Here is a 25,253-nt window from a genome sequence, read left to right on the forward strand (position 1 = left end):
GGTCTGTGCAGTCTCTGCGGCAGCGGGCGTGCCCACAAAGAAACCACCCCCCCTCAGCCCTGGGCCGCCAAACCCCGATCGAACAAACTATCCTTCACACAGGTCAACCTGTAGGCGCGTCATCGCCGGATGACAAGCCCGAAGATGATCCTGGAGGGATGCTGATCGTGCACATCGCCGACATCACCATGTTCTATGCCCCGGCCAGCGGCGGCGTACGAACCTATCTTGATGCCAAACACCGCCGCCTCGACGCCATTCACGGCGTACGCCACAGCCTGCTGATACCCGGTGCCAGTGCACAGCACGCCGATGGCATCTATCAGGTGCCCGCCCCGCCTCTGCCATTCGGCAAGGGTTACCGCTTCCCGGTGCGCCTGGCCCCCTGGTGCAATGAACTGCGACGGCTCAAGCCCGACCTGATCGAGGTCGGCGACCCCTATCTGACCGCCTGGGCTGCGCTGGAGGCCCGGCGTCAACTCGATGTGCCAGTGATCGGCTTCTATCATTCAGACCTGCCGTTGTTGGTCAGCAACCGCATGGGCAACTGGTTCACGCCCAATGTCGAGGCCTACGTCAGCAAGCTGTACGGCAATTTCGACCGGGTGCTGGCGCCCAGCCAGGTCATGGCCGACAAACTGCGCCGCCTGGGTGTACGCGATGTGCATGTGCAGCGCCTGGGGGTGGACCTGGCCACCTTCAACCCAGACCAGCGCGACCCGCACCTGCGCGCGCAACTGGGCATCGCTGACACCAGCCGCCTGCTGATCTATGCCGGCCGCGGCTCGCGGGAAAAGAACCTGCCAGTGCTGCTCGACTGCATGCAGCAGCTGGGTAGCCCCTACCACCTGCTGCTGGTGGGTTCGAACATGCCGGCCAATGTGCCGCGCAACGTCAGCGTGATCGACCACTTCTGCCCCGCGCCGGAAGTTGCCCGGCTGCTGGCCAGTGCCGACTTGCTGGTGCACGCCGGGGACCAGGAAACCTTTGGCCTGGTCATTCTTGAAGCGATGGCCAGCGCCATCCCGGTGGTGGCTGTACGCGCCGGTGCCTTCAGTGAAATCGTCAACGAACAGTGCGGCCGCCTGTGCCGCCCCAATGATGGCCACGCCATGGCGGCAGCCGTGCGCGAGGCGTTCGAGGCCGGCGTACGTATACTCGGGGCGCAGGCGCGCCGCCATGTGGAGCAGCATTATTCATGGGACAACGTGGTGTGCGGCCTCCTGCAGCACTACCACGCGGTGCTCGGCCACCCACTGCAGGTGCGCGCCCATGGCTGAGGCATGGCCGGCGTCGCGCAGCCTGATGCTGGTGCTGCATGACGTCGCGCCCGAGACCTGGCCAGACTATCAACCCTTCGTCGAAGCAGTCGACACCCTCGGCGGCGTCCCCATGACCTGGCTTGTGGTGCCAGACTTTCACCAGCGCAACCTGCTGCTGCGTTCGCCCACCTTCTGCCGCCTCCTTGACCGGCGCCTGGCCCAGGGCGATGAACTGGCCTTGCACGGCTACTACCATGCCGACAACAGCCCACCGCCCCGCACACCCGGCGACTACTTCATGCGCCGTATCTACACCCACGAAGGTGAATTCTACGGCCTGGACCAGCAGCAGGCCCTGCAACGGCTGGAGCGCGGCCTGGCACTGTTCCACCAGCAAGGCTGGCCTGTAGCAGGCTTTGTAGCGCCGGCCTGGCTGATGAGCGAAGGCACCCGCCAGGCCCTGCGCCGCCTTCCCCTGCGCTACACCAGCACGCCGCAGCACCTGTACCGCTTGCCGGACTTCACCGCGATCGAAGCCCCGGGGCTGGTGTGGAGTGCCCGCAGCGCGTGGCGCCGAGGGCTTTCCAGGGTGCTGTGCGACTGGCAATGCCACCGGTGGCGCAATGCCGAGACCCTGCGCCTGGGCCTGCACCCGGTGGACATGCGCCACCGTTCATCCCGGGACTACTGGCTGAACACCTTGCGCAGCTTGCTGGCTCAAGGCCGCGAGCCCCTGACCAAGTCGGCCTGGCTGGACCGCAAGGCCAGCGCATGAACCGCCTGGCCTGGCTGGGCCTGACACTGCTGGCGGCGGTGCTCGTGCCGATCCTGCTCGGTGGCAGCGAGCTGCTGCCGAGGCTACAAAGCTTCGATCCTGTGCTGATGCTCACCCTGCTGGGCATGATTCTGCTGTGCTGGGCCATCAACGCCATTCGCTTGCGCCTGTTGCTCGGCCAGCAGGGAGCCAGGCTTGGGCCCCTGCGTAGCCTGGGCGTGATAATGGCCACCGAATTTGCCATCTGCACCACCCCCGGTGGTAGCGGCGGGCCCTTGACCCTGATGGCCCTCCTGGCACGTGACCGCATCAGCGCGGCACGCAGCGGCGCTGTATTCGCCATGGACCAGTTGAACGATCTGGTGTTCTTCTTCTGCGCCATGCTGGCAATAGCTGGCTACGCGCTGTTCCACAGCCTGGGCCGCAGCCAGGAAAGCATGTTGCTGGGCAGTGCGCTGCTACTGTGCACAGCACTGGCCGGGGTGGTCGGGCTGCTACGCTATCGCCGTCAGGTCATGCGCTTGAACGGCAGGCTGCTGCGGCGCCTGGGCATGAGCCAGCGGCGCAAACGTCGCTGGGCGCGCAAGCTGTTGCACTTCGTGCAAGCGCTGACGCAAACCTGGCAGCTGCCCAAGCGCACACTCAGCCTGGTGTTCACCTTGACCTGTGCACACTGGGCTCTGCGCTACAGCGTGTTGTACCTTGTCTTGAGGGGATTGGGGGTGGACCTGGCCTGGATCCCCAGTTTTCTGGTGCAGATGCTGTCGCTCAGCGCCGGCCAGCTCAGCCTGCTGCCAGGCGGCGCCGGTGCCGCCGAGCTGACCTCGGCCAGCCTGCTGACGCCATGGGTGGGCGGCTCTACCGCCGCCGCGGCCATCCTGATATGGCGGGCGGTTACCTACTACTTTTATCTGCTGGCGGGTGGGCCGGTGTTCGTGTGCCTGCTGGCGCGTCCGTTACTGGAGCGCTGGCGGCGTCAGGCGGGTTGAGCTGTTGCCAGAGTTCGGCAGCGCCGGGGAAGTCGGTGCCGTCAGTATCATCCAGGGCTTCGGGGTCGTAGCGGGCCAGGCAACCTTCGCCGAGAGTGGGAGGTGGTGAGGCATTGGGGGTGTTGCGTTGTGTGGCCATCAGTGTTCCTTTCAAGATTGCAGGGGCGCTTTGCGCCCCTGCATCATCAATCGAAAACGACAGTCTTGTTGCCATGCACCAGCACCCGGTCTTCCAGGTGATAACGCAGGCCGCGGGCCAGCACCATCTTCTCTACATCACGGCCAAAGCGGACCATGTCCTCGATGCTGTCGGCATGGCTGACACGCACCACGTCCTGCTCGATGATCGGGCCGGCGTCCAGTTCTTCGGTGACGTAGTGGCAGGTCGCGCCGATCAGTTTCACGCCACGCAGGGCGGCTTGGTGGTAAGGCTTGGCACCGACGAACGACGGCAGGAAGCTGTGGTGGATGTTGATCACTTTTTCAGCAAAGTCCCGGCACAGTTGCGGCGGCAGGATTTGCATGTAACGGGCCAGCACCACCACATCGGCGGCGTGCTCCTGAACCAGGCGCGACACTTCGGCAAAGGCCGGGGCCTTGTCCTTGGGGTCAACCGGCACGTGGAAGAAAGGAATGCCGTGCCACTCGACCATGCTGCGCAGGTCGTCGTGGTTGGAAATCACGCAAGGGATCTCGCAGTCCAGTTCATCAGTGTGCCAGCGGTGCAGCAGGTCGGCCAGGCAATGCGACTCTCGGCTGGCCATCAGAACCACACGCTTTTTCTGCGCCGAGTCGGTAATGCGCCAGGTCATGGAGAACTCTTCGGCGATCGGCGCAAACGCCTCGCGGAAGGCTTCGATACCGAACGGCAGGGATTCGGCGCGGATTTCATGGCGCATGAAGAACCAACCGCTCTGCTCGTCAGAGTGGTGACTGGCTTCGTTGATCCAGCCATTGTACAAGGCCAGGAAATTACTGACTTTCGCCACGATGCCGACACGGTCGGGGCAGGCGATCACCAGACGATAGGTGCGCATGAATGAGACTCCAGAACTTCGCAAAGGCGCCTATTCTAGCGGCACGCCAGAAAAAACGCAGTATTGATCGCAGCCACGATGGCGTATGCCGGTCGCCATACACAGCGCAGGCATTGCCTGACAGACACGTGGAAAAACAGGGTTTTTAAGTAAATTTTTGTTCACGTAGAGAAATATTGTCACAGCTTAATTAACAGTTAATCGCCCAATATCATGTTTACTTGCGACTATCGCCTGTCTATTATTGCTCCACACATTTCTGAACACGCATTAAGGAACACTCCATGTCCCTGATCAACGAGTACCGCGCTACCGAAGAAGCCATCAAGGAACTTCAGGCCCGCCTGGCCAACCTGTCGCAGGATGACAAGCTCAAAAAAGAACTGGAGTTCGAAGGCAAACTGCGCACTCTGATGGGCGAGTACTCCAAGTCGCTGCGCGACGTGATTGCCCTGCTCGACCCAGAGTCGAAACTGAGCAAGGCACCTCGCGGTGCGGTCAAGACTACTGCCACCAAACGTGCGCGCAAGGTCAAGCAATACAAAAACCCGCACAACGGTGAAGTCATCGAAACCAAAGGCGGCAACCACAAAACCCTGAAAGAGTGGAAAGCCACTTGGGGTGGTGATGTGGTTGAGAGCTGGGCAACCCTGCTGGACTGATTGTCCGCATTTGCCTTTTGCTTGTCGCAACAAAAACGCCGGCACATTGCCGGCGTTTTTGTTGCCCCGCTGTCAGCCAATTGCAAATTGTTCCTGCAGTTGCCGGGCGTGCAGTTGCCAAGCTTCCAGCACACGCCGCCCAGCCTCGTCAGCGCCTTCCCAGGCTTTTTGACGCGCCTGTTCGAAGTCGCCCAGCGTATTGGGCGCCCCCCACTGCGGGTCGCTCAGGCGCTGCTGACAAAAGCCATACCAGCGCTGACGCTCTTCGCTGGTCAAGGTTTCGGGGAAGTTGCGCGCCCGATAGCGGAACAGCAATTCCGGTAAACGCGGGTCATCGAACATCCACTGCCCACGGCCCAACTGCGCGGGTTCCAGCATACGCACTTGCTCACATAAGCGGCGGTCTCGGTCCCCTACAAAACCGTCATACAACTGTTGTTCCGGGTCTTCTGTCGGGGTGAAGTCTTCCTTGCCGTAGATGTGCTCCAGCTTGTCTTGCCATTGCGCCTGTTGATTAGCCAACTGTTCGCCGCGCAATTGTAACAACGTCAAGTCCAGGCCTAATCGTTGTTGGTCGGCCGGGCGCAATACCGACAGTGGCGCCAGTACCGGGCAGCGATTGATCTGTACCAGTTTGAGCGGCACCGGTAATTCACCCTCGGCCAGTGCTTCATGACGGGTATACAAGCGCTGGCGTAGAACCTCGGCACTTTCCCTTAGTAACGGTAGGGGTTCCTGATGCAAGTCGCAGACGATCAGCGCATTGCGATTACGTGGGTGCCACGCTAATGGCAGTACGACACCCAGGTAATTACGCGCCGCCGAAAAGCGCCCGGATATGTGCACCAGTGGCTGCAACAAACGGATCTGCTCCATCACTTTATGCTTGCTGCGCAACTGGAAGAGCCACTCATACAACTTGGGTTGTTTCTGCCGAATCAGACGGGCCAGCGCAATGGTTGCCCGCACGTCGGAAAGCGCTTCGTGGGCATGCCCATGGTCAATGCCATTGGCTTTGCTCAACAGTTCCAGGCGCAGGCTGGTGCGCCCATCCTGTTGCGGCCATTGAATACCGTCAGGGCGCAACGCATAGGCGGTTCGCACGATATCGATCAGGTCCCAGCGGCTGTTGCCGCCCTGCCACTCCCGGGCATAGGGGTCGAAAAAGTTTCGGTACAAACTGTAGCGGGTCACTTCATCGTCAAAACGCAGGGTGTTGTAGCCAGCACCACAGGTGCCCGGGTGTGCCAGTTGCGCATGCACCCGGGTCATGAACTCGGCCTCGCACAGGCCTTGCTCGGCCAGCAACTGCGGGGTAATGCCAGTTACCAGGCAAGCCGCCGGGTGTGGCAGGATGTCATCGGAAGGCCGGCAATAAAGGCTGATCGGCTCATCGATTTCGTTAAGGTCGAAATCGGTGCGCACGCCGGCCACCTGCAGCGGCCGGTCGCAACGCGGGTTGATGCCGGTGGTTTCGTAGTCGTGCCAGAAAATGCTTGAGGTCACGGGATCGTCCTGTATCAAGGTCGACCCGATTCTAGCGCAGCCTCAGACAGAAGCGTTGGCAGGCAGGAAACTGAAATAATCACGCAGTGAGCGCACGAACTCGTCGAATTCGCGAGGCGCCTGCAACAGCATGAAGCCGGAATCGTAGTGGCCTGGCGTCTGGTCTTCGCGGCACCACAGGCAACTGGCGGTCAGGTTGACGAACTGATGCCCGCCGCCAACCAGCGGCAAGCGCAATTGCAGTTCGTAATCGGGCCCTACCAGCACAGGCAGCTGGCTGATGACCATCAGCCCATCCTCGGAGGCATTACCCAGCTGGCCGATCTCCTGACCGGTAAAACGGTTGAATACCTTGAGGATACAAGGCAGCTGATGACGCTCGATGTGGCGCTTGTTGAACATGATCGCGTGTGTATTCCGTACCTGGTGCCAGGAATACAAGGTACTGGCGGTTGTTGTAACAGCTGAGTTACAGATTAGCGCAGGGCGCGCAGCAAATCCCGTGAAATAAACCACACCTTGGTGTTATCGCCAAGGTGCGGTGGTCACCGGGTTGGCCACAGCCGCTTCGCCGCTACGGGCATGCCCGAGTTTTTCAAGGGTCTGCAGGCGTGCCCGGGCACGATAGGCGTACTCGTTGCCCGGGTATTTCTGGATCAGGTACTGATAAGTCTGCGCGGCATCCACGTACAGCGCCTGGCGCTCCAGGCACTGGCCACGCAGCAGCGACACCTCGGGGTGGATGAACGGCCGCGAACGGCTGGTGCGATCGACCTGCGACAGCTCCAGCATGACCCGTGCGCAGTCGCCACGGTCGTAGGCGCGGTAGGCATTGTTCAGGTGGTGGTCCATGGACCAGCGGGTGCAGCCGACGGCGCTGGCCGCCAGGGCTAAAACGATCAGGGCTCGCATGGGGATCTCCTTTGATGCCTGTGTATCGGCCATCGCCAACAAATCTTCACAGGCTTTTGCAAGCATACCCCGACCGTTCAAATGCCACCCTGTCTTGGTCGCAGGTAGTGCAACGGAACAATGACTACAGCGAGATTCAGGAGTAGCCTTTCGCTGCGCTTCACTATAGGAGTCTGTGCATGACCATCCGCCGTACCAAAATCGTCGCCACCCTTGGCCCCGCCAGCAACTCGCCGGAAGTGATCGAGCAATTGATCCTTGCCGGCCTGGACGTGGCACGCCTGAACTTCTCCCACGGCACCCCGGACGAGCACAAGGCCCGCGCTCGCCTGATCCGTGACATCGCCGCCAAGAACGGCCGCCATGTCGCGCTGCTGGGCGACCTGCAGGGTCCAAAGATCCGCATCGCCAAGTTCGCCAACAAGCGCATCGAATTGAAGATCGGTGACAAGTTCACCTTCTCCACCGCCCACCCGCTGACCGAAGGCAACCAGGACATCGTCGGTATCGACTACCCCGACCTGGTCAAGGACTGCGGCGTCGGTGACGAACTGCTGCTCGACGATGGCCGTGTGGTCATGCGCGTCGAAACCGCCACTGCAGACGCCCTGCACTGCGTGGTGATCATCGGTGGCCCGCTGTCGGACCACAAAGGCATCAACCGCAAAGGTGGCGGCCTGACCGCGCCGGCCCTGACCGAAAAAGACAAGGCCGACATCAAGCTGGCCGCGGAAATGGACCTGGACTACCTGGCCGTTTCCTTCCCGCGTGACGCCAGCGACATGGAATACGCACGCAAGCTACGTGACGAGGCCGGCGGCAGCGCCTGGCTGGTGGCCAAGATCGAACGGGCCGAAGCAGTTGCCGACGACGAGACCCTCGACAAGCTGATCGCCGCCTCCGACGCGGTGATGGTTGCCCGTGGCGACCTGGGTGTGGAAATCGGCGACGCCGAGCTGATCGGCATCCAGAAAAAGATCATCCAGCACGCCCGCCGCAACAACAAGGCGGTGATCGTGGCGACCCAGATGATGGAGTCGATGATCCAGAACCCGATGCCGACCCGCGCTGAAGTGTCCGACGTGGCCAACGCCGTGCTGGACAACACCGATGCGGTGATGCTATCGGCCGAAAGTGCTGCCGGTTCCTACCCGATCGAAGCCGTACAGGCCATGGCGCGGATTTGCCAAGGTGCCGAAAAGCACCCGACCAACCAGAAGTCCAGCCACCGCCTGCACACCACCTTCGAACGTTGCGACGAAAGCATCGCCCTGGCGGCCATGTACACCGCCAACCACTTCCCGGGCGTGAAGGCGATCATCGCCCTGACTGAAAGCGGCTACACCCCGCTGATCATGTCGCGCCTGCGTTCGCACGTGCCGATTTTCGCCCTGTCGCCGCACCGCGCGACCCAGGCTCGCGTCTCGATGTTCCGCGGCGTGTACCCGATCGCCTTCGACCCGGCCTCGCTGCCGGCCGACAAGGTAAGCCAGGCGGCAGTCGACGAGCTGCTCAAGCGTGGCCTGGTGCAACAGGGTGACTGGGTGATCCTGACCAAAGGTGACAGCTACCACACCATCGGCGGCACCAACGGCATGAAGATCCTGCATGTCGGTGATCCTCTGGTCGGCTGATCAGCTGCTCGCAGGTCGCGTGCTACAAGAGCCCCGTACAGCTTCTGTCGGGGCTTTTTTCAACGTCACGCATCTCGCCTCTCAAAGACTTATCTAGCGCCAGCCAGCTCGCCACGTGTCCTTGAATTGGGCCTCTTCACTTCGATGACGAGAGCCTGATCATGCGTGACGCTCCACTACACTCCCAAGCCGGCAACTTTCTTGATTGCTTCAAGACCGCTGTCGACAACCGAACAGGCCAGTTCTGCTTGGCCATTGCCCTGCCCGTGCCTCCCGCCAACCAGCTGTGCGGGCCAACGCTGAGCGTGACACTGGCTTTCAGCACCCTGGCCTCTTCCTGTAACCGTGGCTATGGCCTGGGCTGGAGCCTGGGGCTGTCGGAAATCAACCTTGATCAGGATAACCCGCGTCTGAGCCTGTCTTCAGGCGAGCAGTTCGCCATTGATCTGATCAACTCCGACCCGTGCAGTGGTGGCCGGCTGGCATTCTTCGATCAGAAACTGCCAACCTTCACAGTCACGCGTCAAGCCGATGGCAATTTTCGGGTCGACAAGCAAACCGGCGAAAGCGAGATTCTTCGCCAACAGGACGACAGCACCCGCTACTTGCTTGAGGAGATGCGCTCACCCGAAGGGCGCCGCCTGTATTTCGACTGGATGCCCTTCGCCGACGGTATATCGACGCTGGCCAGGATCCGCGATGAAACCCGTACATTGCTGGCCCTGGAAACCGAAGCCAGTGAACTGCGTTTCGTGCTCAATCCACAAACGGCCCACGCCGCTACTCTGAGGGCGCTGCTGAGCAATGAGCGCTTGAGCCAGCTGTACCTCCCCGACATCGACCAGCCATTCGAAATCGAGTACGACGCCCTGAACGTGCCGGGGCAGGCGCAGCTCCTCTTGCCACGTCGCTTTATCGGCCCTCTCGGTGCCCGTGACATCGTCCACTGGTCCCAGGACAGTGAAGGCCTGCGCATGCCCGAAGGCGGCCCCCTGGCATTCCTGCCCCGCGTCATGGGATGGACCCATACCAGTGCTGGCCCGGGCAGTGAGCTCCAACGCAGCTACCAGTGGATCGGCGATCACAACCACCTGGGCTATGGCAGCGACCAGGCGTTCGAATGGCATAGCGGGCGGGACAACCTCTACCAGGTCAACAGCGACTATCAATACCAGATGGTGGAAGAACAGACCGATGGCCAGGGCAGGCTTCTGGCCACAGTCGAACGCACCTGGGACCGTTTCCACCTGCAGGTAAGTGAAGTAACCCGCCGGGGGCACTGCGAAACGCGCGAGCAAACGCTCTACGGCGTCGATCCGGCACTCAGTTGGGAGGAGCAACCGGCCTGGTGCCAGTTGCCCCACGAAGTATCGGTCACCTATCTGGATCATTCCCGGCCCGGCCAAAGCCGCAGCGAGAGCACCCGCTATGTCTATGACAACTTCGGCAACCCACTGCGCGTGCTATTCCCCAGCGGCGTCGAGGAATGTTACGAATACTACCCGGCAGAAGGTGCCGAAGGCTGCCCCGCAGACGCACTCGGCCGGGTACGTTTCCTGAAAAAAAAGACCGTTGTCCCCGTCATCGCCAAAGGCGCAGCCCCTGTTCTGGCCACTACTTATACCTACCAGGCGCTACCTTCGCTGATCGAAGGCGCATTGCCCCACATACTGGTGGCCAGCGAGCAGCTCGAAGGCCCCGAGAACCGGGTGATCGAGCATACCCGGCAGTTCTACCTGACCACTGCAGGTACCACGTATGGCCGGGAAGAAAAGAGCGTCGTCACCCTCGACGGCAAATGCACAACTACCTTTTACAGCTACAGTGCCACCGCGGATGCACTGGTGACCGAAGTCACCCTGCAGGGCTTTGAGAACGATGAAGAAAACCGCTCCAGCACCGCTCATGCACAATCGATGCTCACCGGCCAGACTCTCTGGGAGCGGCACGACAGCGGTGCCATTACCCGTTATGAATATGACCGATTAGGCCGTGTGGTATGCACCAAGTCCGCAGCAGGCAGCCCTTACCAGACCCAGCGCCTGGCCCGTTATCACCTCAACGACGAGTTCGCCAGGCAAGCCAGGCCGAACGGCCAGTACAATCCGGTATTGATCGAGCAGGTCGATATCACCGGCCGCCGACAGCGCCAATGGCTCGACGGCGAAGGCCGGGTCGTGAGCATTCACCTTGAAGACCTCGATAACAGCCCGGGCGTGTTCCGCGAAACAAGCCGCAACCAGTACGATGCCCTCGGACGCCTGGTCAGCCAGACCTCACTGGACTGGCTCAAGGCCGACAACCTGCTCACCTTGACCCGCACAGTCCGCTACGACGACTGGGGCCACGCCTGCCAGGTGACCAGCCTGGAAGGCATCGAACAGCACCTCCACCACGACCCCATCACCCGCCGCAGCGAACAGTGGCAAGCGGCAGGCAAGTTACAGGGGCCGCGCCAGGTCATCTCGCACAACGCTGCCGGCAGCCCGGTGGAACAGCAGGATTACGATACCCGCGGGCGACACACCCGCACCCTGCTACTGGTGCGCGACGGCCTCGACCGGGTCATCGAGCAGCGCATCCAGGTAGAAGGCTCACCCGACATCGTCACCCGCCTGCGCCATGACGCCTACTCACGCATCATCGAAAAGCACCTGCCGGACAATACAGTGGTGACCTGGACCTTCGCCGAGCACAGTGATGGCCATCACCCGCAAAGCATTGCTGTCAGCTCGAGCGTCGGTGAGGCGCAGGCAATGAGCGAAACCGCCTGGATACTCGGCCGCCAGACCTTCGATGGGCTCGGCCGGCAGCGCTCGGTGCAGGTCGCCGGGCGTACCACCCACTATCACTACCGCCCAGGCCAGCTGCCGCCCGTCGCCAACACCTTGGCCGATGGCAAGCACGTGACCTACCGCTACGAGCCTCAGTTGGGCAATGCCCTGCTAGGCACCGCAGCCGACGGCGAAGCCGAGCAGCAGCTGACCTATCATGCCACGCTCGGCATTCCGACCAACGCCCGCGGCGGGCTCGGCAGCCTCAGCTGGCAACTCACGCCTTCCGGGCTGCCCTTGCGCGACAGCTGGAACCTCGACGAGGTCGAGCACACCACCCATTGGCGCCATTCGCTCACCGGGTTGCCAGTGGGATTCACCGACGCTGCGGGGGCCGAACACCATCGCCATCTCGACAGGTTCGGGCGCCTGCAGCGCCTTGAGGTAGACGGCGTACAAACCGAGTTCAGCTACGACGCCCTCTCCCGCCCGCTGAGCATTACCACCCACGACCCTGCCCGTGCGCGGAGCCTGACCCGGCGAATCAGCTACGACACCATGGGCCGAGAACAGCGCAGCGTCTACACCGTGAGCGATACCGAGGGGGAGCGTAGCATCACCCTGACGCTGGCCTATTCAGCCCTCGACCAAGTGATCCAGCGCAGCATCAACGGCGCCGAAGAGTATTTCGACTACGACCGGCGGGGCCGCTTGGTACGCTACCGCTCCAGCGCCGACGGCGCGCCACTCGACCCGTTCGGCAATCCCATCGTCGAACAACGCTATACCTTCAACCCGCTGGATGGTTATCAGCGAGTGGTCAGCACCTTTGCCGACGGTAGCCAGGACGCGGCTGAGTTCAGCTACGCGGCGAACGATCCGACCCAGCTCAGCGCGGTTACCCACTCCCACCCAAGCTGGCCAGCCCGCATCGAACTGACGTACGACACCTGTGGCCGGCTCATCGCCGACAGTTTGGGCCGCACCTTGACCTGGAACAGCTCCGACCGCTTGGTACAGGTCGAGCACAGTGGCTCTAGCTGCCATTACCACTACGACGCCAGCGGTAACCTCTGCGAACGTGAACTGGACCATGGCCGGGTACGCAGTTTCTACAGCGCCGGGCAACTGACCCACGAACAGCACGGTGAGCTGCGCCTGGGGCTGATTGGTGACGGCGCCGAAGTGTTTGCCGTGAGCTGCAAGGATGGCGGGGGGTCCACCATCCGCCTGCTTGGCTGCGATGGCCAGGGCACCGTACGGTTGCAAGTCGACGAGCGACTGCGCCAGTGCCATTACAGCCCGCATGGCGCCGAACCCGAAAACGACCAGCAAGCTCCGTTCGGTTTTGCCGGGCTGCGCCGCGAACCGCTGACGGGCTGGTACATCCCTGCTGGCTACCGGCCATACGATCCTGTCCTGATGACCTTCCTCAGCCCCGACAGTGACAGCCCGTTCGACCGTGGTGGGCTCAATGCCTACGCGTACTGCGCCGGTGATCCGGTCAACCGCATCGACCCCGATGGCCACAGCTGGGTCGGCTGGACGATCGCAGGCGTAGGCCTGGCGATAGGCGCAGCGGCCGCAATCAGCACGTTGGGCGCCGCCGTGCCCGCCATTGTCGCCCTGTATGGCGGCAGTGCGCTGACCGGCAGTGCGGCGCTGGCAATCGGCAATGCCGCACTGAACGCTATCTCCCTGAGCACCGGTATCGCCAGCATGACGATGCAAGCCAGTGGCGCGGACGAAAAAGCCGCCAACGTACTGGGCTGGATATCACTGGGTACTGGCTTGGCCAGTGCCGTAATCGGTATGGCGCCTGGCTCGACCAAAGTCGCCAGCAAAGCGCTCCGCTCACCTGGCAGGGCTAATGCCAAGCGTGCGTTCGCCAACCCGATGACGCCCGCCCCCCGGCAGGTACAAAACACCGCCGTGATCTACTCGGCTGACGGCATGGCCAACGACGTTGCCATGCATTACAACTTCGTGGGGCAAGGTATCCGTGCCTTCGAAACCCACGGCAGCAAGGCTGGCCAGTTGATGAACGGCGCAGGCCAGATGGAAGATGCCGTACGTGTTGCACTGCGGGAAATCGCACCGCGCCTCGCCGGCATGGCCGACAACCAACCTATCGTCTTGCTGGCCTGTTATGGCGGCAAGAGTGGAGCAGCACAACGCATCGCCAATGTGCTGCAGCGGCCGGTACATGGCTATGACAGACCCATCTGGGTACATCGTGCCGGTTTCATGCAGTCCCTTGAAGTGACAGCTCAGACCAGCAATCTACCCAGGCAGCAAATATCAAGATGGCGCCAACTGATGGGCCAGACCGGGCCGTTTTCCGCGACTCCCGACAGAGAGCTGGCGACCGGCAGGCTGTATTTTCCTCAATAGCTTACGGCAGCATGCTTCGCCCACGGGCGGGCGTCACGGTGGCGCACGGTCAACGAAAGCATCGGCAAACAACTGGTTTCGCGGCAACCCGGCAATGAACAAGCGCCGCGCAAACTCCTCGATCCTCCCCGGTGCACCGCATGCCAAGGCCACGGTGTGCCGCGACGACAGGCGCAAGCCTTGCAGCCAAGCTTGCAGCTGCTCGGCAACGATAAACTCCACGCTCACATTCGGGTGTTCCACAGCCAACGCGGCTAGGGGCGCAGTCAGGTAATGCTGCTGCGCCGTCGCCGCCACGTGCATGACCCGGATATCCCCCTGATGCCCTTGACGCAGCGCCTCGCGCAGGATGCCCAATAACGGTGCGAGGCCGGTACCCGCCGCCAGCAACCATAGCGGCCGCGCGTGCCAGTCCTGCTCATAATGCAGCGCCCCACCCCGCAGCTCACCCAACCGCAGTACGTCGCCAACATCAAGGCTGCGAGCCTTGTCGCAAAATAAACCAGGCCGCTGGCAGTCGATATGAAATTCGAGAAAGTCGTCTTCGCCCGGCAGGCTTGCCAGTGAATACGGCCGGGCGATCGAACCGTTCCACAGAAGCACATGCTGCCCGGCTTGATAACGCAGCGCTCGCTCTGGACGCACGCGTAGGCGCAACACATCACCGTACCAGTCCAGCGCACACACCTGAGCGGGGATGCCGTCCTGCAGAGGGTCGAATACCGCTACGCGCAGGTCCCCCACTACACGGCACTGGCACGCCAGGCGCCAGCCTTGTGCATGCTTATCCAGCGCCAGTGCCTCAGGCAAGGCATCCGCCGGTTGCCCCTCCAGGCAATGCACCAGGCAAGCGTGGCAACTGCCGGCCCGGCAGCTGTAGGGCACATTCAGGCCGGCCTCGTTCAAGGCATCGAGCAAGTTGCTGCCAGTGGGCACCGCCCAGCGGCGCTCGCCCACGCAAATTTCGGGCATTGTCAGCTCTCTCTCCTGGCGCTTTATTTTGCCGGGCCCGCTTTGCGGCCCCCGTCAAGCATCCTATCTCTCGACCGAGACAGCAAGAACAGTGCCTGCCCGCTGCCGACCATCGTCCAGACCGGCCGAAGGTGTGCCCGGGACGGATGCGCGCTATACTGCCGCGCCTTTTTCCGTCGGCCTGACCTGCCGGCGCCTTGCAAGGCGTTTCGACATGCTGGTCGGCACCGTCGAGCGTCTTTATGAATGTTCCCGTCTTTAAGAGGAGCGCGCTGCATGACCGTGATCAAGCAAGACGACCTGATTCAGAGCGTCGCCGACGCCCTGCAATTCATCTCGTACTACCACCCCGTCGATTTCATCCAGGCGATGCACGAGGCCTATCTGCGTGAAGAATCGCCTGCTGCGCGCGATTCCATCGCCCAGATCCTGATCAACTCGCGCATGTGCGCCACCGGCCACCGCCCGATCTGCCAGGACACCGGGATCGTCACCGTGTTCGTGCGCGTCGGTATGGACGTTCGCTGGGATGGCGCCACCCTGAGCGTCGACGACATGATCAACGAAGGTGTGCGCCGCGCCTACAATCTGCCCGAAAACGTCTTGCGCGCCTCTATCCTGGCCGACCCGGCCGGTGCTCGCAAGAACACCAAGGACAACACCCCGGCAGTCATCCACTACTCGATCGTCCCTGGCGACAAAGTCGAAGTCGATGTGGCAGCCAAAGGTGGCGGTTCGGAAAACAAGTCGAAGATGGCCATGCTCAACCCGTCCGACTCGATCGTCGACTGGGTGCTGAAGACCGTCCCGACCATGGGCGCTGGCTGGTGCCCGCCTGGCATGCTCGGCATCGGCATCGGCGGTACCGCCGAGAAGGCCGCCGTCATGGCCAAGGAAGTGTTGATGGAATCCATCGACATCCACGAACTGAAAGCGCGTGGCCCGCAGAACCGCCTGGAAGAAATCCGCCTGGAGCTGTTCGAGAAGGTCAACCAACTGGGCATCGGCGCCCAGGGCCTGGGTGGCCTTACCACCGTGCTCGACGTCAAGATCATGGACTACCCGACCCACGCCGCGTCGCTGCCGGTGTGCATGATCCCCAACTGCGCCGCCACCCGTCACGCCCACTTCGTGCTCGATGGCTCCGGCCCGGCCGAGCTGGAAGCGCCGTCGCTGGACGCCTACCCGGAAATCGTCTGGGAAGCCGGCCCAAGTGCCCGCCGCGTCAACCTCGACGACATCACCCCTGAAGAAGTCGCCAGCTGGAAACCGGGCGAGACCATTCTGCTCAACGGCAAGATGCTCACCGGCCGCGACGCCGCACACAAGCGCATGGTCGAAATGCTCAACCGTGGCGAAGCGCTGCCGGTGGACCTGAAAGGCCGCTTCATCTACTACGTAGGCCCGGTTGACCCGGTCGGTGACGAAGTGGTGGGCCCAGCAGGCCCGACCACCGCCACCCGCATGGACAAGTTCACCCGCCAGATCCTCGAGCAAACCGGCCTGCTGGGCATGATCGGCAAGTCCGAGCGTGGCCCGACCGCCATCGAAGCGATCAAGGACAACAAGGCCGTGTACCTGATGGCCGTTGGCGGCGCTGCCTACCTGGTGGCCCAGGCCATCCGCAAGTCCAAGGTCCTGGCCTTCGCCGAGCTGGGCATGGAAGCGATCTACGAGTTCGAGGTCAAGGACATGCCGGTTACCGTCGCGGTAGACAGCAATGGTGAATCGGTGCACATCACAGGCCCTGCCCTGTGGCAGAGCAAGATCGCCGAAAGCCTGGCAGTAGAAGTTAAGTGAGGCAGCCTTGAGGCTTGAGTAACCGTTTCTCGAAGGTCGGTTGCTCGCGATTGAAACCAACACCCTGCGATGGCTACGCTTTCGCAGGGTGTTTTTTTTGTGCAGGGCATAGGCAAAAAATCGCCGTTTCAGTGTTGCTGCAACAGGGGGCAAACGCTGAACTGATTCATTTATGTACCATCCGGTAGCGATTGGAATGGCTTTAACTGGGCACTCCCCCCTCAACGAGTGTCTCAAAATGAAAGGGTTCAAGCTCGACAACCAATGGCTCACCCGCTTTCGCCTGGATATCACCTCAAGCTCCAATCGCCTTTATGCCAATGGTCGGCAGCAAGTGGAAGTGACTGTCACCCTGGAGCCACGTAAAGGGGAAACCCTCAGCGAAGAGAGCCTCAATAGCCTGTCGCTGGTGTTAATTGATGAAGACGGCGAACCACGCCTGCTGGATCACCCCGACCTGTTTGCGTCCAAGGCGCGCGATAAACGGTTTGTTTATCATGCCGCCTACGGAGGCGCCCCCAGCGCGCTCACCGAAAAAACCGCAAACAGCATTCGCCGCATCTTCTACGTCACGTCCCAACGCCCTGGCGGCACGCTCACCCAGATCTACGCATTAATGTTGAAAGATGAGAATACCTACGCCATAACCAACACCAGCCCCTTCGTGTCATCGGTGGTCATTGAGTCCATCACGCCACCGCCACCGCACGACAAGGTGTTCCACCTTGAGCCGGGCACGCCCTTCAAATACAAGTCGAACAATGCCGATAGCCATTGGGACGACGAAGTCGAAGAGACAGTCAGCTATTTTGGTTTTGCCGATCCCAAACTCATCATGGTAGAGAGCACCGCACTGGAGACGCCCTCGAACACGCCATTTTATGAGCGGCACAATCATGACTACGCGCTTATCTCATTCCAGCTGACTAACGACTACAGCCAAGCGTCAACAGTAACAGCCCTGGGGGTGGGAGAAGCGTTCGAGGCGGTCTCCCCTGATTCAGGCGAAGCCTATGTACAGCGCCCTAACCACATGACGCTTCATCATTACTACAGACGCTTTTACGCAAAGCATTACAACTCGCTCAATGAAGCGCCCAGTGTGTGGCTGCTACTCGACCAACACGGCAACCCGTACCACGTCGAATTCCTCGTCAGCAATGGCGGCCACGCACTGAAATACCATGTCAGCGAAAACAAGCTGAACCTTGGCCCCTGACGACAGGTTCATGCCATCAGTGCCTTCATCCAGAACGACATGATTTTCTCGGAAGTGGCCTGCTCACCCAGGTCGCGCCAGGCACACGTGGTGCGTAACGACGGCTCGTGCAAAAAACCCCGGTTGCGCCAGAAACCCTGCAAGGGTTTGTAACCGGCGGGGCGCCTTGGATGCACGCCCGGGCGCTCGACGGCACAGAAAACGCAGTAATCGAACGCGGCAAGTGTGTGCGCATAGGATTCACGCTCGATAAAAAAACGCACCCCGAGGCCTTGCCCGCGGTACTGCGGCAGGACAAACGACTCACCGAACAGATAGACGCTCGCAGGATCGCGGCCCTGAGCCCGGAACAGCTGAAGGAATTCAGGAGCTCCATCCATCAGCGGCAAAGCGGTTGAGGCTCCGACTACCTGGCCGTCGTCCACGGCCAGCACGACCAGGCTGCGCCCGGAGCGGACATGGCTGGCCAGATAGTCGACGTCAGAGTCCGGGCTGCCGTCGTACAGGTAGGGAAATTCGCGCATTACGGCCAGGCGCAGGCGAGCGAGGTCATCGATGTATGGCGCGATAGCGGCGCCGTGCAACAGGCGTATTTCCATGCTTGGCGGTCGTTTTGTCGATGTGGATGACGCGCTCGGCTAAGCCGGGCTTGAGGGGAAACCCTATCATCCGAGGCAACGACCCGCCTTTTCCGTACACGACAGGTACTGTTCCATGACCGCTACCGAACGGGTAAATGCCTACTCTGCCACGTTCAACGCCGGCGGCAGTCGCGCGGTGGCGGCGTTCACCGTGCATGGCGAATACCTGGTTCCCCCGCGAAGACGCCGTATCAGGCAATACGGGTGCCCAGCACCTTCAGAAATGCCGCCAGCCAAGCCGGGTGCGCTGGCCACGCCGGTGCGGTCACCAGGTTGCCATCCACATGGGCCTGGTCCACGGCGATATCGATGAACGTGCCGCCCGCCAGACGCACTTCCGGGGCACACGCCGGATACGCGCTGCATTCGCGCCCCTCCAGCACACCCGCCGCCGCCAGCAGCTGGGCACCATGGCACACCGCCGCAATCGGCTTGCCAGCCTGGTCAAATGCCCGCACCAGCGCCAGCACTTTTTCATCCAGGCGCAAATACTCCGGCGCACGGCCACCCGGGATCAGCAGGGCGTCGTAACTCTCGGGCCGCACCCGCACAAAGTCATAATTCAAGGCAAAGTTGTGCCCCGGCTTTTCGCTGTAGGTCTGCTCACCCTCAAAATCATGGATGGCAGTGCGCACTGTCTGCCCCGCCAGTTTCTCCGGGCACACCGCGTGCACCGTGTGGCCCACCATGCTCAAGGCCTGAAACGGCACCATCGCCTCGTAATCCTCGACGTAGTCGCCTACCAGCATAAGAATCTTCTTCGCCGTCATCGCACCCACTCCTTCGGTTAACCGTAAACAGTCAATGCACGATAGCCGCTGTCAGTCACGGCGGTCGAGCACGTTGACTACCAGTCGGTCGATCCAGCCCCAGATTCGTTGTTTAACCCGGCGCCACAGGGGGCGGGCATGCCAGTGGTCGAGGTCGACTTCCTCGCTCAAGGCAAAGTCGCGCTCGAAGCTGGCCACCACCGCGGCCGTCAACGGCGGGTCCAGCGCCTCAATGTTGGCCTCAAGGTTGAACCGCAGGTTCCAGTGGTCGAAGTTGCACGAACCGACGCTGACCCAGTCGTCCACTACAACCATCTTCAGGTGCAGGAAGCACGGTTGGTACTCGAAAATCCGCACACCGGCGCGCAGCAGGCGGGGGTAGTAGCGGTGCCCGGCGTAGCGGACCGACGGGTGGTCAGTGCGTGGGCCGGTCAGCAACAGCCGCACGTCAAGCCCCTTGCTGGCAGCACGGCGCAAAGAACGGCGCACGCTCCAGGTCGGCAGAAAGTATGGCGTGGCCAGCCATACCCGCTGCTTGCCACTGTTCAGCGCCCGCACCAGCGAATGCAGGATGTCCTGATGCTGGCGGGCGTCGGCATAAGCTACCCGCCCCATGCCCTGGCCCTGCGCAGGCACCTTGGGCAAACGGGGCAGGCCGAAGCCCTCGGCAGGGCGCCAGGCGGTGCGGCGGTTGTTGGCGCCCCACTGGCGGTCGAACAGCAACTGCCAGTCGGTTACCACCGGCCCCTGAATCTGCACCATCACCTCATGCCATTCGCTGGTCGCGTTGCCCGGGGTCCAGAACTCGTCGGTAACCCCTGTGCCGCCCACCACCGCCCAGCGTTCGTCCACCAGCAGCAGCTTGCGGTGGTCGCGGTACAGGTTGCGCAAGCCGCGCTTCCAGCGCAGACGGTTATACCAGCGCAGGTACACACCAGCCTCCAGCAAGCGTTGGCGCAGGGCGCTGTTGAAGGCCAGCGAGCCGTAATCATCGAACAGGCAGCGCACCCGCACGCCACGCCGTGCGGCCTGCTCCAGCGCCTCGACCACCGCCTCGGCACAGGCGCCGGCCTCGACCAGGTACAGCTCCAGGTCAACCTGGAACTCGGCACGCACGATGGCTGCGAGCATGCGCGGAAAGAACTCGGGGCCGTCGATCAGCAGTTCGAACTGGTTGCCATCCCGCCAGGGGAAGACCGGGCCCGGCATGTCAGCGGGCGGTGAAAATCAGCACCGCGCTAACCGGCACCGACGGGTTGATGGACGTGAGCCCGGCAAACTTGCGCAAGGTTTGCAGCCCTGGCAGCAGCCCGAAATCCTCGGCACGCAATACCAGGGGTTCGAGTGTCACGACCTGAAAGCGCCGCTCGTCCAGGCGGGTGGCCAACAACAGGGCGTTGTAGCTGTGCGACTGGCCATGCAGGGTAACGGTGAGCGGCAGGCGCAGTTCGATCTGGGCACCGTTGGCCAAGTCGTTGATCGGCCGCAGGTCCAGCTGCGCCCGCACCTTGGCTTCGGCAAAACGCTCGACCTCGAACAGGTCCTCACGCATGCGCTCGTCACGCAGTGCAATGCCACTGCTCACCGAATCCATCTCGATGCTCAGCCCCGCCACGCCTTTGCGGTCGACCGTGCCATGCAGCACCAGAAAGCGGTGCACTTCGGCAGTGTCACCGTTTTTGCCGGTAATGAACGACAGGCGCGACGATTCGCCATCGAGGTGCCAATTGGCGTGGGCAGGCAGGCACAAAGCCAGCAACAAGGCGGGCAGCAGACGGGGCAGCTTGAACATGACAGATCTCGTGAAACCAGGCCGCCAACCTTACCCGCCCGCCTTCATGGCAGCAAGCGGCAGCCCTCGTGCGGGCCCTGCCAGCTAGCCTGATTGCGCCGCCCCAACCCCTCGGCAGTGACTCGTCGCTGCTGGCTGTTTTCCTCCAGCAGGCTCAGCGGCAGCCATTGCTTTACATAGCCTTGGCAGTAGGCCTGCCCGAAGCCCATGACGAAGCGGCACGAGCAGTATTCCTTGGCCGAGTAGGCCGAGAGGATGCCGGGGAAATCAGCCAACGCCTGACGCTCCTGCCAGGCCCAGAACACAAGGCCCAGCAACACCAGCAACAAGGCCCGCTTCATGTGCCCTCCCGGGGCACTGCCGCCAGTACCCGCTTGAGCAGTTCGTCGTGCTGGTAGCTGCCGTCGCGGTCATCGGCATAGCGCACGATCACCAGCTTTTGCGCGGGCAGCACGTACAGCGCCTGGCCCCAGTGGCCAAGGGCGGCGTAGGCGTCTTCGGGTGCACTCGGCCAAGGCCGTTGGGCGCCGGCCAACGGCCGGTTGAGCCACCAGTGGCCGCCAGGGTTGGCCTCACCGGGCACAGGTTCGGCATGGGTAAACGCTGTTCGGTTGAAGGCCACCCAGGCCGTGGGCAGCAGTTGCCGGCCTTGCCAGCGCCCGTCACGCTGCATCAGCAAGCCGATTCGCGCCAGGTCGCGGGCGCTGAGGTACAGATAGGAAGAGCCCACGTAGGTGCCCGCCCCGTCACGCTCCCACACCGCGCTGTCGATACCTAACGGGCTGAACAGCGCGTGCCAGGGGTAATCGGGGTACTGCCCGGCATCGAGCATGCCGCGCAGTGCAGCCGCCAGCAGGTTGCTGTCACCACTGGAATAGAGAAAACGCTCACCGGGGCTGGCCGCCGTACCCCGCGCCGCCGTATAGGCCGCCATGTCCTCGCGGCCACGGGTGTATAGCATGGCCACCACTGATGACTTGAGGGGGGCGTATTCGTAGTCTTCCTGCCAGTCCAGGCCACTGGCCCAGTGCAGCAGATCGGCCATGCGTATGCCGGGATGGCCGCGCATGGCGGGATAGAAACGGGTGACCGGATCTTCCAGCTGGAAGCGCCCTTCGCCTTGGGCCACGCCCATCAGCGTGGCGAGTACGCTCTTGCTTACCGACCAGGTCAGGTGCGCGGTGGCGGCAGTGGTGGGGGCGGTGTAGCGCTCGTGGAGGATACGGCCATCGCGGATGATCAGCAGCGCGTCGGTGCGGATGCCGCTGCGGTCGGGGGCAGTGCGAGGGGGGAAGGCGTAGGCGTCGACGGCTTGCCAGTCGAAACGGGCAGGATCGTTCTGCCAGTCAGGGTCAGGCCAGTCCTCGGCTTCGGCGGTTGCCAAGGCCAGGCAAAGAACCAATAGCAGACCTTTCAGCATTGTGTTTCAGCTCGAAATTTTGGGGCCGCCTTGCGGCCCCCCGGGATCATCGGTTCACAAAAACCTATCAGGCCTTCATGACAATCCCGCAGCCGCCCAAGCCTTGTTCAGGCGCTGCTCGCGCGCCGCCGCAGCCAACGCCATCACCCCTTGGTCACGCTGCCAGATTTGCGCCCAATGCACCGGCCCTGCCGCCAATGCTGCGTCGATCGCCCCCCGCAACGCCTGGAACTGCGCAAACAAACCACCCAACAGCAAATGGCCATCCGTGCAGTCGGCACACTGCCGGCTACCCTCGGCACACCCGGCCAGCAGCCCAAGCAGTTGCAGGCGTAAAGCCTGCGGCCAGGCGCTTTCCTGCCCCACGCCATACAACCAGGCCGTCAGTGCCGTGAGCACATACAAGTCCTCCAGCGAGCGAAACGGCTTCACATAAGCATCCCAGCCGTCACCGGCCAGCAGCTCGCACGCCGCCTGTTCCAGCAGCAAGCGCCCATGGCCCACCTCCGGCATCAACGGCAAGGTCGGCAATGGCTCCAGGGTCACGCCGGGCTCCCCGGGGTACACCACCGCCAGGTTCAATTGTGGCGCCGCGCCTGCGGTTTCGCTGCGGGCCGCCACCAGCAGCCACTCCGCCTCCAGCCCGGCGGTGACGAAGTCCTTGCTGCCGGTCAGGCGCAAGCCGTCCAGGCGCGTGTGCATGTCCGCCGGCCGCACGCTGCGCCGCTCGGTCGCGCACAGCGCGCCGAGGCTGGACGGTGCACTGGGCCACAGCACGCGCAAGGCGGCCTGGTAACCCACCAGAAAAGCCAGGCCCGGCGTGGCCATCGCGCGCCCGCCCAGTGCCGCCAGTTCGAAGGGGACAACCGGGCCGAGGCGCTCGAGCAGCGCGGCATAGGTTTCGCCCAGAGTGCCCGCCGGCGCGTGGCGAAGCGGGTCGTTCAATCGTTGCAACCAGGCCATGGGACGGCTCCTTGCTGGGGCTTTCTGGTCAAGGTTTGGGGGGTGTCACGCAAGCATCACCAAAGATTCACAGGGGTGACACCGCGTCTACCTAGGCTGACTTTGCACAACAAAGCCGACCGGCCGCAACCCTTCATGGCTGGCTTATGGAGACTCGTAATGACTCGGATCGCTCATTCTGGCGACAACAGCACTGAACGCCGTCTGCAAGCCGAACGCCTGGTTGGCGCCGCGGCGCTGCAAGAGGCCCAGGCCCTGCGCTTCAAAGTGTTCAGCGCAGAATTCAAGGCCAAGCTCAAGGGTGCCGAGCACGGCCTGGACATGGACGACTACGACGTGCACTGCCGCCACATTGGTGTACGCGACCTGAGCACAGGCGAGCTGGTGGCCACCACCCGCCTGCTCGACCACCAGGCCGCCAGCAGCCTGGGCCGCTTCTACAGTGAAGAAGAATTCCGCCTGCACGGCCTGTTGCAGCTGCAGGGCCCGATCCTCGAACTGGGCCGCACCTGCGTAGCCCCCGACTACCGCAACGGCGGCACCATCGCCGTGCTGTGGGGTGAACTGGCCGAGGTGCTCAACGAGGGCCGCTACAGCTACCTGATGGGCTGTGCCAGCATCCCGATGCAGGACGGCGGCGTGCAGGCCCATGCCGTGATGCAGCGCCTGCGTGATCGCTACCTGTGCAACGAGCACCTGCGGGCCGAGCCAAAGAACCCGCTGCCAAGCCTGGCGTTGCCGGGCAACGTCATCGCCGAAATGCCACCGCTGCTCAAGGCCTACATGCGCCTGGGCGCAAAGATTTGCGGCGAGCCTTGCTGGGACGAGGACTTCCAGGTGGCCGACGTATTCATCCTGCTCAAGCGCGATAATCTCTGCCCGCGCTACGCCCGGCACTTCAAGGCGGCGGTCTGATGCAGAAGCTGCGGGTAGTAGCCCGCCTGACCCGACTGCTGCTCGTGCTGTTGCTGGGTATGTTCATGGCCAGTCTTATTGCCCTCGGCGAACGCCTCGGTTTCAAGGCTCCCCTTGAGCGCCGCCAGCGCTGGACCTGCCTGTTCATGAAACGCCTGGTCGCCGCCCTGCCCTTCAACGTGCGTGTAGTCGGCGAACTGCCGCAGCGGCCGATGCTGTGGGTCAGCAACCACGTTTCGTGGACCGACATCCCCCTGCTCGGCATGCTGCTGCCCCTGTCGTTCCTGTCCAAGGCTGAAGTGCGTCATTGGCCGGTGGCGGGTTGGCTGGCGGAAAAAGCCGGCACACTGTTCATTCGCCGTGGTGGTGGCGACAGCCAGCGCCTGCACGAACAGATCGCCGGGCAACTGGGGCTGGCGCGCCCCCTGCTGATCTTCCCCGAAGGCACCACTACCTGCGGTCGCAACTTGCGCACCTTCCATGGCCGCCTGTTGGCAGGTGCCATCGACCGGGGCGCGGCGGTGCAGCCGGTGGCTATCCAGTATCTGCGTGATGGCCAGATCGATCCGATTGCGCCGTTCATTGGCGACGATGATCTGGTGTCGCACCTGATGCGCCTGTTTGCCCAGCCGCGAGGCGAGGTGTGCATTCACTTGCTGCCACCTATCGGCAGCGTGGGCAAGGAGCGTGCGGTGCTGGCGTTGCAAGCACAGCAGGCGATTCACCTGGCTTTGTTCGGGGTTGAAGAAGTTGAAGCAGTGCCAAGGCGGCCGGCGCGGGCTGCCTGAGCCTGGCGTGGGCAAGCTGGCGCCTGCG

22 protein-coding genes are annotated in these 25,253 nt (G+C 62.6%); 10 read left to right on the forward strand and 12 right to left on the reverse strand.

Annotated elements, in window-relative coordinates; genetic code table 11:
- Window positions 1–158: 158 nt before the first annotated feature.
- Genes CKW35_RS12230 through CKW35_RS12240 form a run of 3 tightly spaced genes read left to right on the forward strand, consistent with a single transcriptional unit; the run spans window position 159 to window position 3,026 of the window.
- A complete protein-coding gene (locus CKW35_RS12230) occupies window positions 159–1,280 on the forward strand; it encodes a glycosyltransferase family 1 protein (protein WP_016488891.1) in 1,122 nt (373 codons plus the stop codon).
- On the forward strand, window positions 1,273–2,037 hold the full coding sequence (locus CKW35_RS12235; RefSeq protein WP_016488892.1) for a DUF2334 domain-containing protein: 765 nt from the start codon (window positions 1,273–1,275) through the stop codon (window positions 2,035–2,037). The genes CKW35_RS12230 and CKW35_RS12235 overlap by 8 nt, the downstream gene beginning before the upstream one ends.
- Window positions 2,034–3,026, forward strand: a complete 993-nt coding sequence (locus CKW35_RS12240) for a lysylphosphatidylglycerol synthase transmembrane domain-containing protein (RefSeq protein ID WP_095116014.1) — start codon at window positions 2,034–2,036, stop codon at window positions 3,024–3,026. The genes CKW35_RS12235 and CKW35_RS12240 overlap by 4 nt, the downstream gene beginning before the upstream one ends.
- Window positions 3,027–3,211: 185 nt before the next feature.
- On the opposite strand, the gene purU is transcribed toward CKW35_RS12240, so the two are convergent.
- On the reverse strand, window positions 3,212–4,063 hold the full coding sequence (purU, locus tag CKW35_RS12250; RefSeq protein ID WP_016488894.1) for a formyltetrahydrofolate deformylase: 852 nt from the start codon (window positions 4,061–4,063) through the stop codon (window positions 3,212–3,214).
- A 284-nt stretch (window positions 4,064–4,347) separates the two neighbouring features.
- Between purU and mvaT the strand changes: the two genes are divergently transcribed.
- Window positions 4,348–4,725: a histone-like nucleoid-structuring protein MvaT gene (gene mvaT / locus CKW35_RS12255; RefSeq protein ID WP_012273998.1), complete on the forward strand. Its 378-nt coding sequence runs from the start codon at window positions 4,348–4,350 to the stop codon at window positions 4,723–4,725.
- Window positions 4,726–4,797: 72 nt separating this feature from the next.
- Here mvaT and sbcB read toward each other — a convergent pair whose 3' ends face one another.
- From sbcB to CKW35_RS12270, 3 genes are all read right to left on the reverse strand, one after another.
- On the reverse strand, window positions 4,798–6,231 hold the full coding sequence (sbcB, locus tag CKW35_RS12260) for an exodeoxyribonuclease I (RefSeq protein ID WP_095116016.1): 1,434 nt from the start codon (window positions 6,229–6,231) through the stop codon (window positions 4,798–4,800).
- A 42-nt stretch (window positions 6,232–6,273) separates the two neighbouring features.
- Window positions 6,274–6,633, reverse strand: coding sequence for a PilZ domain-containing protein (locus CKW35_RS12265; protein WP_016488896.1), 360 nt, complete (start codon window positions 6,631–6,633; stop codon window positions 6,274–6,276).
- Between the two features lie 123 nt (window positions 6,634–6,756).
- Window positions 6,757–7,143, reverse strand: a complete 387-nt coding sequence (locus CKW35_RS12270) for a tol-pal system YbgF family protein (RefSeq protein ID WP_016488897.1) — start codon at window positions 7,141–7,143, stop codon at window positions 6,757–6,759.
- A 179-nt stretch (window positions 7,144–7,322) separates the two neighbouring features.
- Here CKW35_RS12270 and pyk point away from each other — a divergent pair, with 179 nt between their 5' ends.
- Window positions 7,323–8,777 (forward strand): pyruvate kinase, encoded by a 1,455-nt coding sequence (gene pyk, locus CKW35_RS12275; protein WP_016488898.1) that lies wholly within the window; start codon window positions 7,323–7,325, stop codon window positions 8,775–8,777.
- A 161-nt stretch (window positions 8,778–8,938) separates the two neighbouring features.
- Window positions 8,939–13,945 carry an RHS repeat domain-containing protein gene (locus tag CKW35_RS12280; RefSeq protein ID WP_095116018.1) on the forward strand — a complete coding sequence of 1,669 codons (5,007 nt, stop codon included), beginning with the start codon at window positions 8,939–8,941 and terminating at the stop codon, window positions 13,943–13,945.
- Window positions 13,946–13,978: 33 nt separating this feature from the next.
- Here the strand turns inward: CKW35_RS12280 and CKW35_RS12285 are convergent, their stop codons facing one another.
- Entirely contained in the window at window positions 13,979–14,917 is a 939-nt protein-coding gene (locus CKW35_RS12285) for an iron-sulfur-binding ferredoxin reductase (RefSeq protein ID WP_023049233.1), read from the reverse strand.
- 276 nt (window positions 14,918–15,193) lie between these two features.
- Between CKW35_RS12285 and CKW35_RS12290 the strand changes: the two genes are divergently transcribed.
- Together CKW35_RS12290 and CKW35_RS12295 are read left to right on the forward strand one after the other, a co-directional pair.
- Window positions 15,194–16,717 carry a fumarate hydratase gene (locus CKW35_RS12290; protein WP_016488901.1) on the forward strand — a complete coding sequence of 508 codons (1,524 nt, stop codon included), beginning with the start codon at window positions 15,194–15,196 and terminating at the stop codon, window positions 16,715–16,717.
- 238 nt (window positions 16,718–16,955) lie between these two features.
- On the forward strand, window positions 16,956–17,936 hold the full coding sequence (locus CKW35_RS12295; protein ID WP_095116020.1) for a hypothetical protein: 981 nt from the start codon (window positions 16,956–16,958) through the stop codon (window positions 17,934–17,936).
- Window positions 17,937–17,944: 8 nt separating this feature from the next.
- Here CKW35_RS12295 and CKW35_RS12300 read toward each other — a convergent pair whose 3' ends face one another.
- The 7 genes from CKW35_RS12300 to CKW35_RS12330 form a co-directional block, all read right to left on the reverse strand.
- Entirely contained in the window at window positions 17,945–18,535 is a 591-nt protein-coding gene (locus tag CKW35_RS12300; RefSeq protein WP_016488903.1) for a GNAT family N-acetyltransferase, read from the reverse strand.
- A gap of 233 nt (window positions 18,536–18,768) precedes the next feature.
- Window positions 18,769–19,347 carry a DJ-1/PfpI family protein gene (locus CKW35_RS12305; RefSeq protein WP_016488904.1) on the reverse strand — a complete coding sequence of 193 codons (579 nt, stop codon included), beginning with the start codon at window positions 19,345–19,347 and terminating at the stop codon, window positions 18,769–18,771.
- 51 nt (window positions 19,348–19,398) lie between these two features.
- Window positions 19,399–20,556, reverse strand: a complete 1,158-nt coding sequence (locus tag CKW35_RS12310; protein WP_095116022.1) for a phosphatidylserine/phosphatidylglycerophosphate/cardiolipin synthase family protein — start codon at window positions 20,554–20,556, stop codon at window positions 19,399–19,401.
- Window position 20,557: 1 nt separating this feature from the next.
- Window positions 20,558–21,139 carry a YceI family protein gene (locus CKW35_RS12315; protein WP_016488906.1) on the reverse strand — a complete coding sequence of 194 codons (582 nt, stop codon included), beginning with the start codon at window positions 21,137–21,139 and terminating at the stop codon, window positions 20,558–20,560.
- Window positions 21,140–21,183: 44 nt separating this feature from the next.
- Window positions 21,184–21,480 carry an amidase gene (locus CKW35_RS12320; protein ID WP_095116024.1) on the reverse strand — a complete coding sequence of 99 codons (297 nt, stop codon included), beginning with the start codon at window positions 21,478–21,480 and terminating at the stop codon, window positions 21,184–21,186.
- The gene (locus tag CKW35_RS12325) at window positions 21,477–22,559 is read right to left on the reverse strand and encodes a serine hydrolase (RefSeq protein WP_095116025.1); all 1,083 of its coding nucleotides are present in this window, start codon (window positions 22,557–22,559) and stop codon (window positions 21,477–21,479) included. The genes CKW35_RS12320 and CKW35_RS12325 overlap by 4 nt, the downstream gene beginning before the upstream one ends.
- 75 nt (window positions 22,560–22,634) lie before the next feature.
- Window positions 22,635–23,522, reverse strand: a complete 888-nt coding sequence (locus CKW35_RS12330; protein ID WP_095116027.1) for an acyl-CoA dehydrogenase — start codon at window positions 23,520–23,522, stop codon at window positions 22,635–22,637.
- Between the two features lie 159 nt (window positions 23,523–23,681).
- Between CKW35_RS12330 and olsB the strand changes: the two genes are divergently transcribed.
- Complete coding sequence (gene olsB, locus CKW35_RS12335; RefSeq protein WP_016488910.1) at window positions 23,682–24,437, forward strand: L-ornithine N(alpha)-acyltransferase; 756 nt, start codon at window positions 23,682–23,684, stop codon at window positions 24,435–24,437.
- A complete protein-coding gene (locus CKW35_RS12340; RefSeq protein WP_016488911.1) occupies window positions 24,437–25,225 on the forward strand; it encodes a lysophospholipid acyltransferase family protein in 789 nt (262 codons plus the stop codon). The genes olsB and CKW35_RS12340 overlap by 1 nt, the downstream gene beginning before the upstream one ends.
- Window positions 25,226–25,253 lie beyond the last annotated feature (28 nt).

This window comes from Pseudomonas sp. Irchel 3F3 (genome assembly GCF_900187545.1).
Lineage (GTDB): Bacteria > Pseudomonadota > Gammaproteobacteria > Pseudomonadales > Pseudomonadaceae > Aquipseudomonas > Aquipseudomonas fortuita.

What these genes read in the sequence shown, in the direction of transcription:
- CKW35_RS12230 (WP_016488891.1), top strand. Translation starts at nt 159, where the DNA reads ATGCTGATCGTGCACATCGCCGACATCACCATGTTCTATGCCCCGGCC.
- CKW35_RS12235 (WP_016488892.1), top strand. Translation starts at nt 1,273, where the DNA reads ATGGCTGAGGCATGGCCGGCGTCGCGCAGCCTGATGCTGGTGCTGCAT.
- CKW35_RS12240 (WP_095116014.1), top strand. Translation starts at nt 2,034, where the DNA reads ATGAACCGCCTGGCCTGGCTGGGCCTGACACTGCTGGCGGCGGTGCTC.
- purU (WP_016488894.1), bottom strand. Translation starts at nt 4,063, where the DNA reads ATGCGCACCTATCGTCTGGTGATCGCCTGCCCCGACCGTGTCGGCATC.
- mvaT (WP_012273998.1), top strand. Translation starts at nt 4,348, where the DNA reads ATGTCCCTGATCAACGAGTACCGCGCTACCGAAGAAGCCATCAAGGAA.
- CKW35_RS12265 (WP_016488896.1), bottom strand. Translation starts at nt 6,633, where the DNA reads ATGTTCAACAAGCGCCACATCGAGCGTCATCAGCTGCCTTGTATCCTC.
- CKW35_RS12270 (WP_016488897.1), bottom strand. Translation starts at nt 7,143, where the DNA reads ATGCGAGCCCTGATCGTTTTAGCCCTGGCGGCCAGCGCCGTCGGCTGC.
- pyk (WP_016488898.1), top strand. Translation starts at nt 7,323, where the DNA reads ATGACCATCCGCCGTACCAAAATCGTCGCCACCCTTGGCCCCGCCAGC.
- CKW35_RS12280 (WP_095116018.1), top strand. Translation starts at nt 8,939, where the DNA reads ATGCGTGACGCTCCACTACACTCCCAAGCCGGCAACTTTCTTGATTGC.
- CKW35_RS12285 (WP_023049233.1), bottom strand. Translation starts at nt 14,917, where the DNA reads ATGCCCGAAATTTGCGTGGGCGAGCGCCGCTGGGCGGTGCCCACTGGC.
- CKW35_RS12290 (WP_016488901.1), top strand. Translation starts at nt 15,194, where the DNA reads ATGACCGTGATCAAGCAAGACGACCTGATTCAGAGCGTCGCCGACGCC.
- CKW35_RS12295 (WP_095116020.1), top strand. Translation starts at nt 16,956, where the DNA reads ATGAAAGGGTTCAAGCTCGACAACCAATGGCTCACCCGCTTTCGCCTG.
- CKW35_RS12300 (WP_016488903.1), bottom strand. Translation starts at nt 18,535, where the DNA reads ATGGAAATACGCCTGTTGCACGGCGCCGCTATCGCGCCATACATCGAT.
- CKW35_RS12305 (WP_016488904.1), bottom strand. Translation starts at nt 19,347, where the DNA reads ATGACGGCGAAGAAGATTCTTATGCTGGTAGGCGACTACGTCGAGGAT.
- CKW35_RS12310 (WP_095116022.1), bottom strand. Translation starts at nt 20,556, where the DNA reads ATGCCGGGCCCGGTCTTCCCCTGGCGGGATGGCAACCAGTTCGAACTG.
- CKW35_RS12315 (WP_016488906.1), bottom strand. Translation starts at nt 21,139, where the DNA reads ATGTTCAAGCTGCCCCGTCTGCTGCCCGCCTTGTTGCTGGCTTTGTGC.
- CKW35_RS12320 (WP_095116024.1), bottom strand. Translation starts at nt 21,480, where the DNA reads ATGAAGCGGGCCTTGTTGCTGGTGTTGCTGGGCCTTGTGTTCTGGGCC.
- CKW35_RS12325 (WP_095116025.1), bottom strand. Translation starts at nt 22,559, where the DNA reads ATGCTGAAAGGTCTGCTATTGGTTCTTTGCCTGGCCTTGGCAACCGCC.
- CKW35_RS12330 (WP_095116027.1), bottom strand. Translation starts at nt 23,522, where the DNA reads ATGGCCTGGTTGCAACGATTGAACGACCCGCTTCGCCACGCGCCGGCG.
- olsB (WP_016488910.1), top strand. Translation starts at nt 23,682, where the DNA reads ATGACTCGGATCGCTCATTCTGGCGACAACAGCACTGAACGCCGTCTG.
- CKW35_RS12340 (WP_016488911.1), top strand. Translation starts at nt 24,437, where the DNA reads ATGCAGAAGCTGCGGGTAGTAGCCCGCCTGACCCGACTGCTGCTCGTG.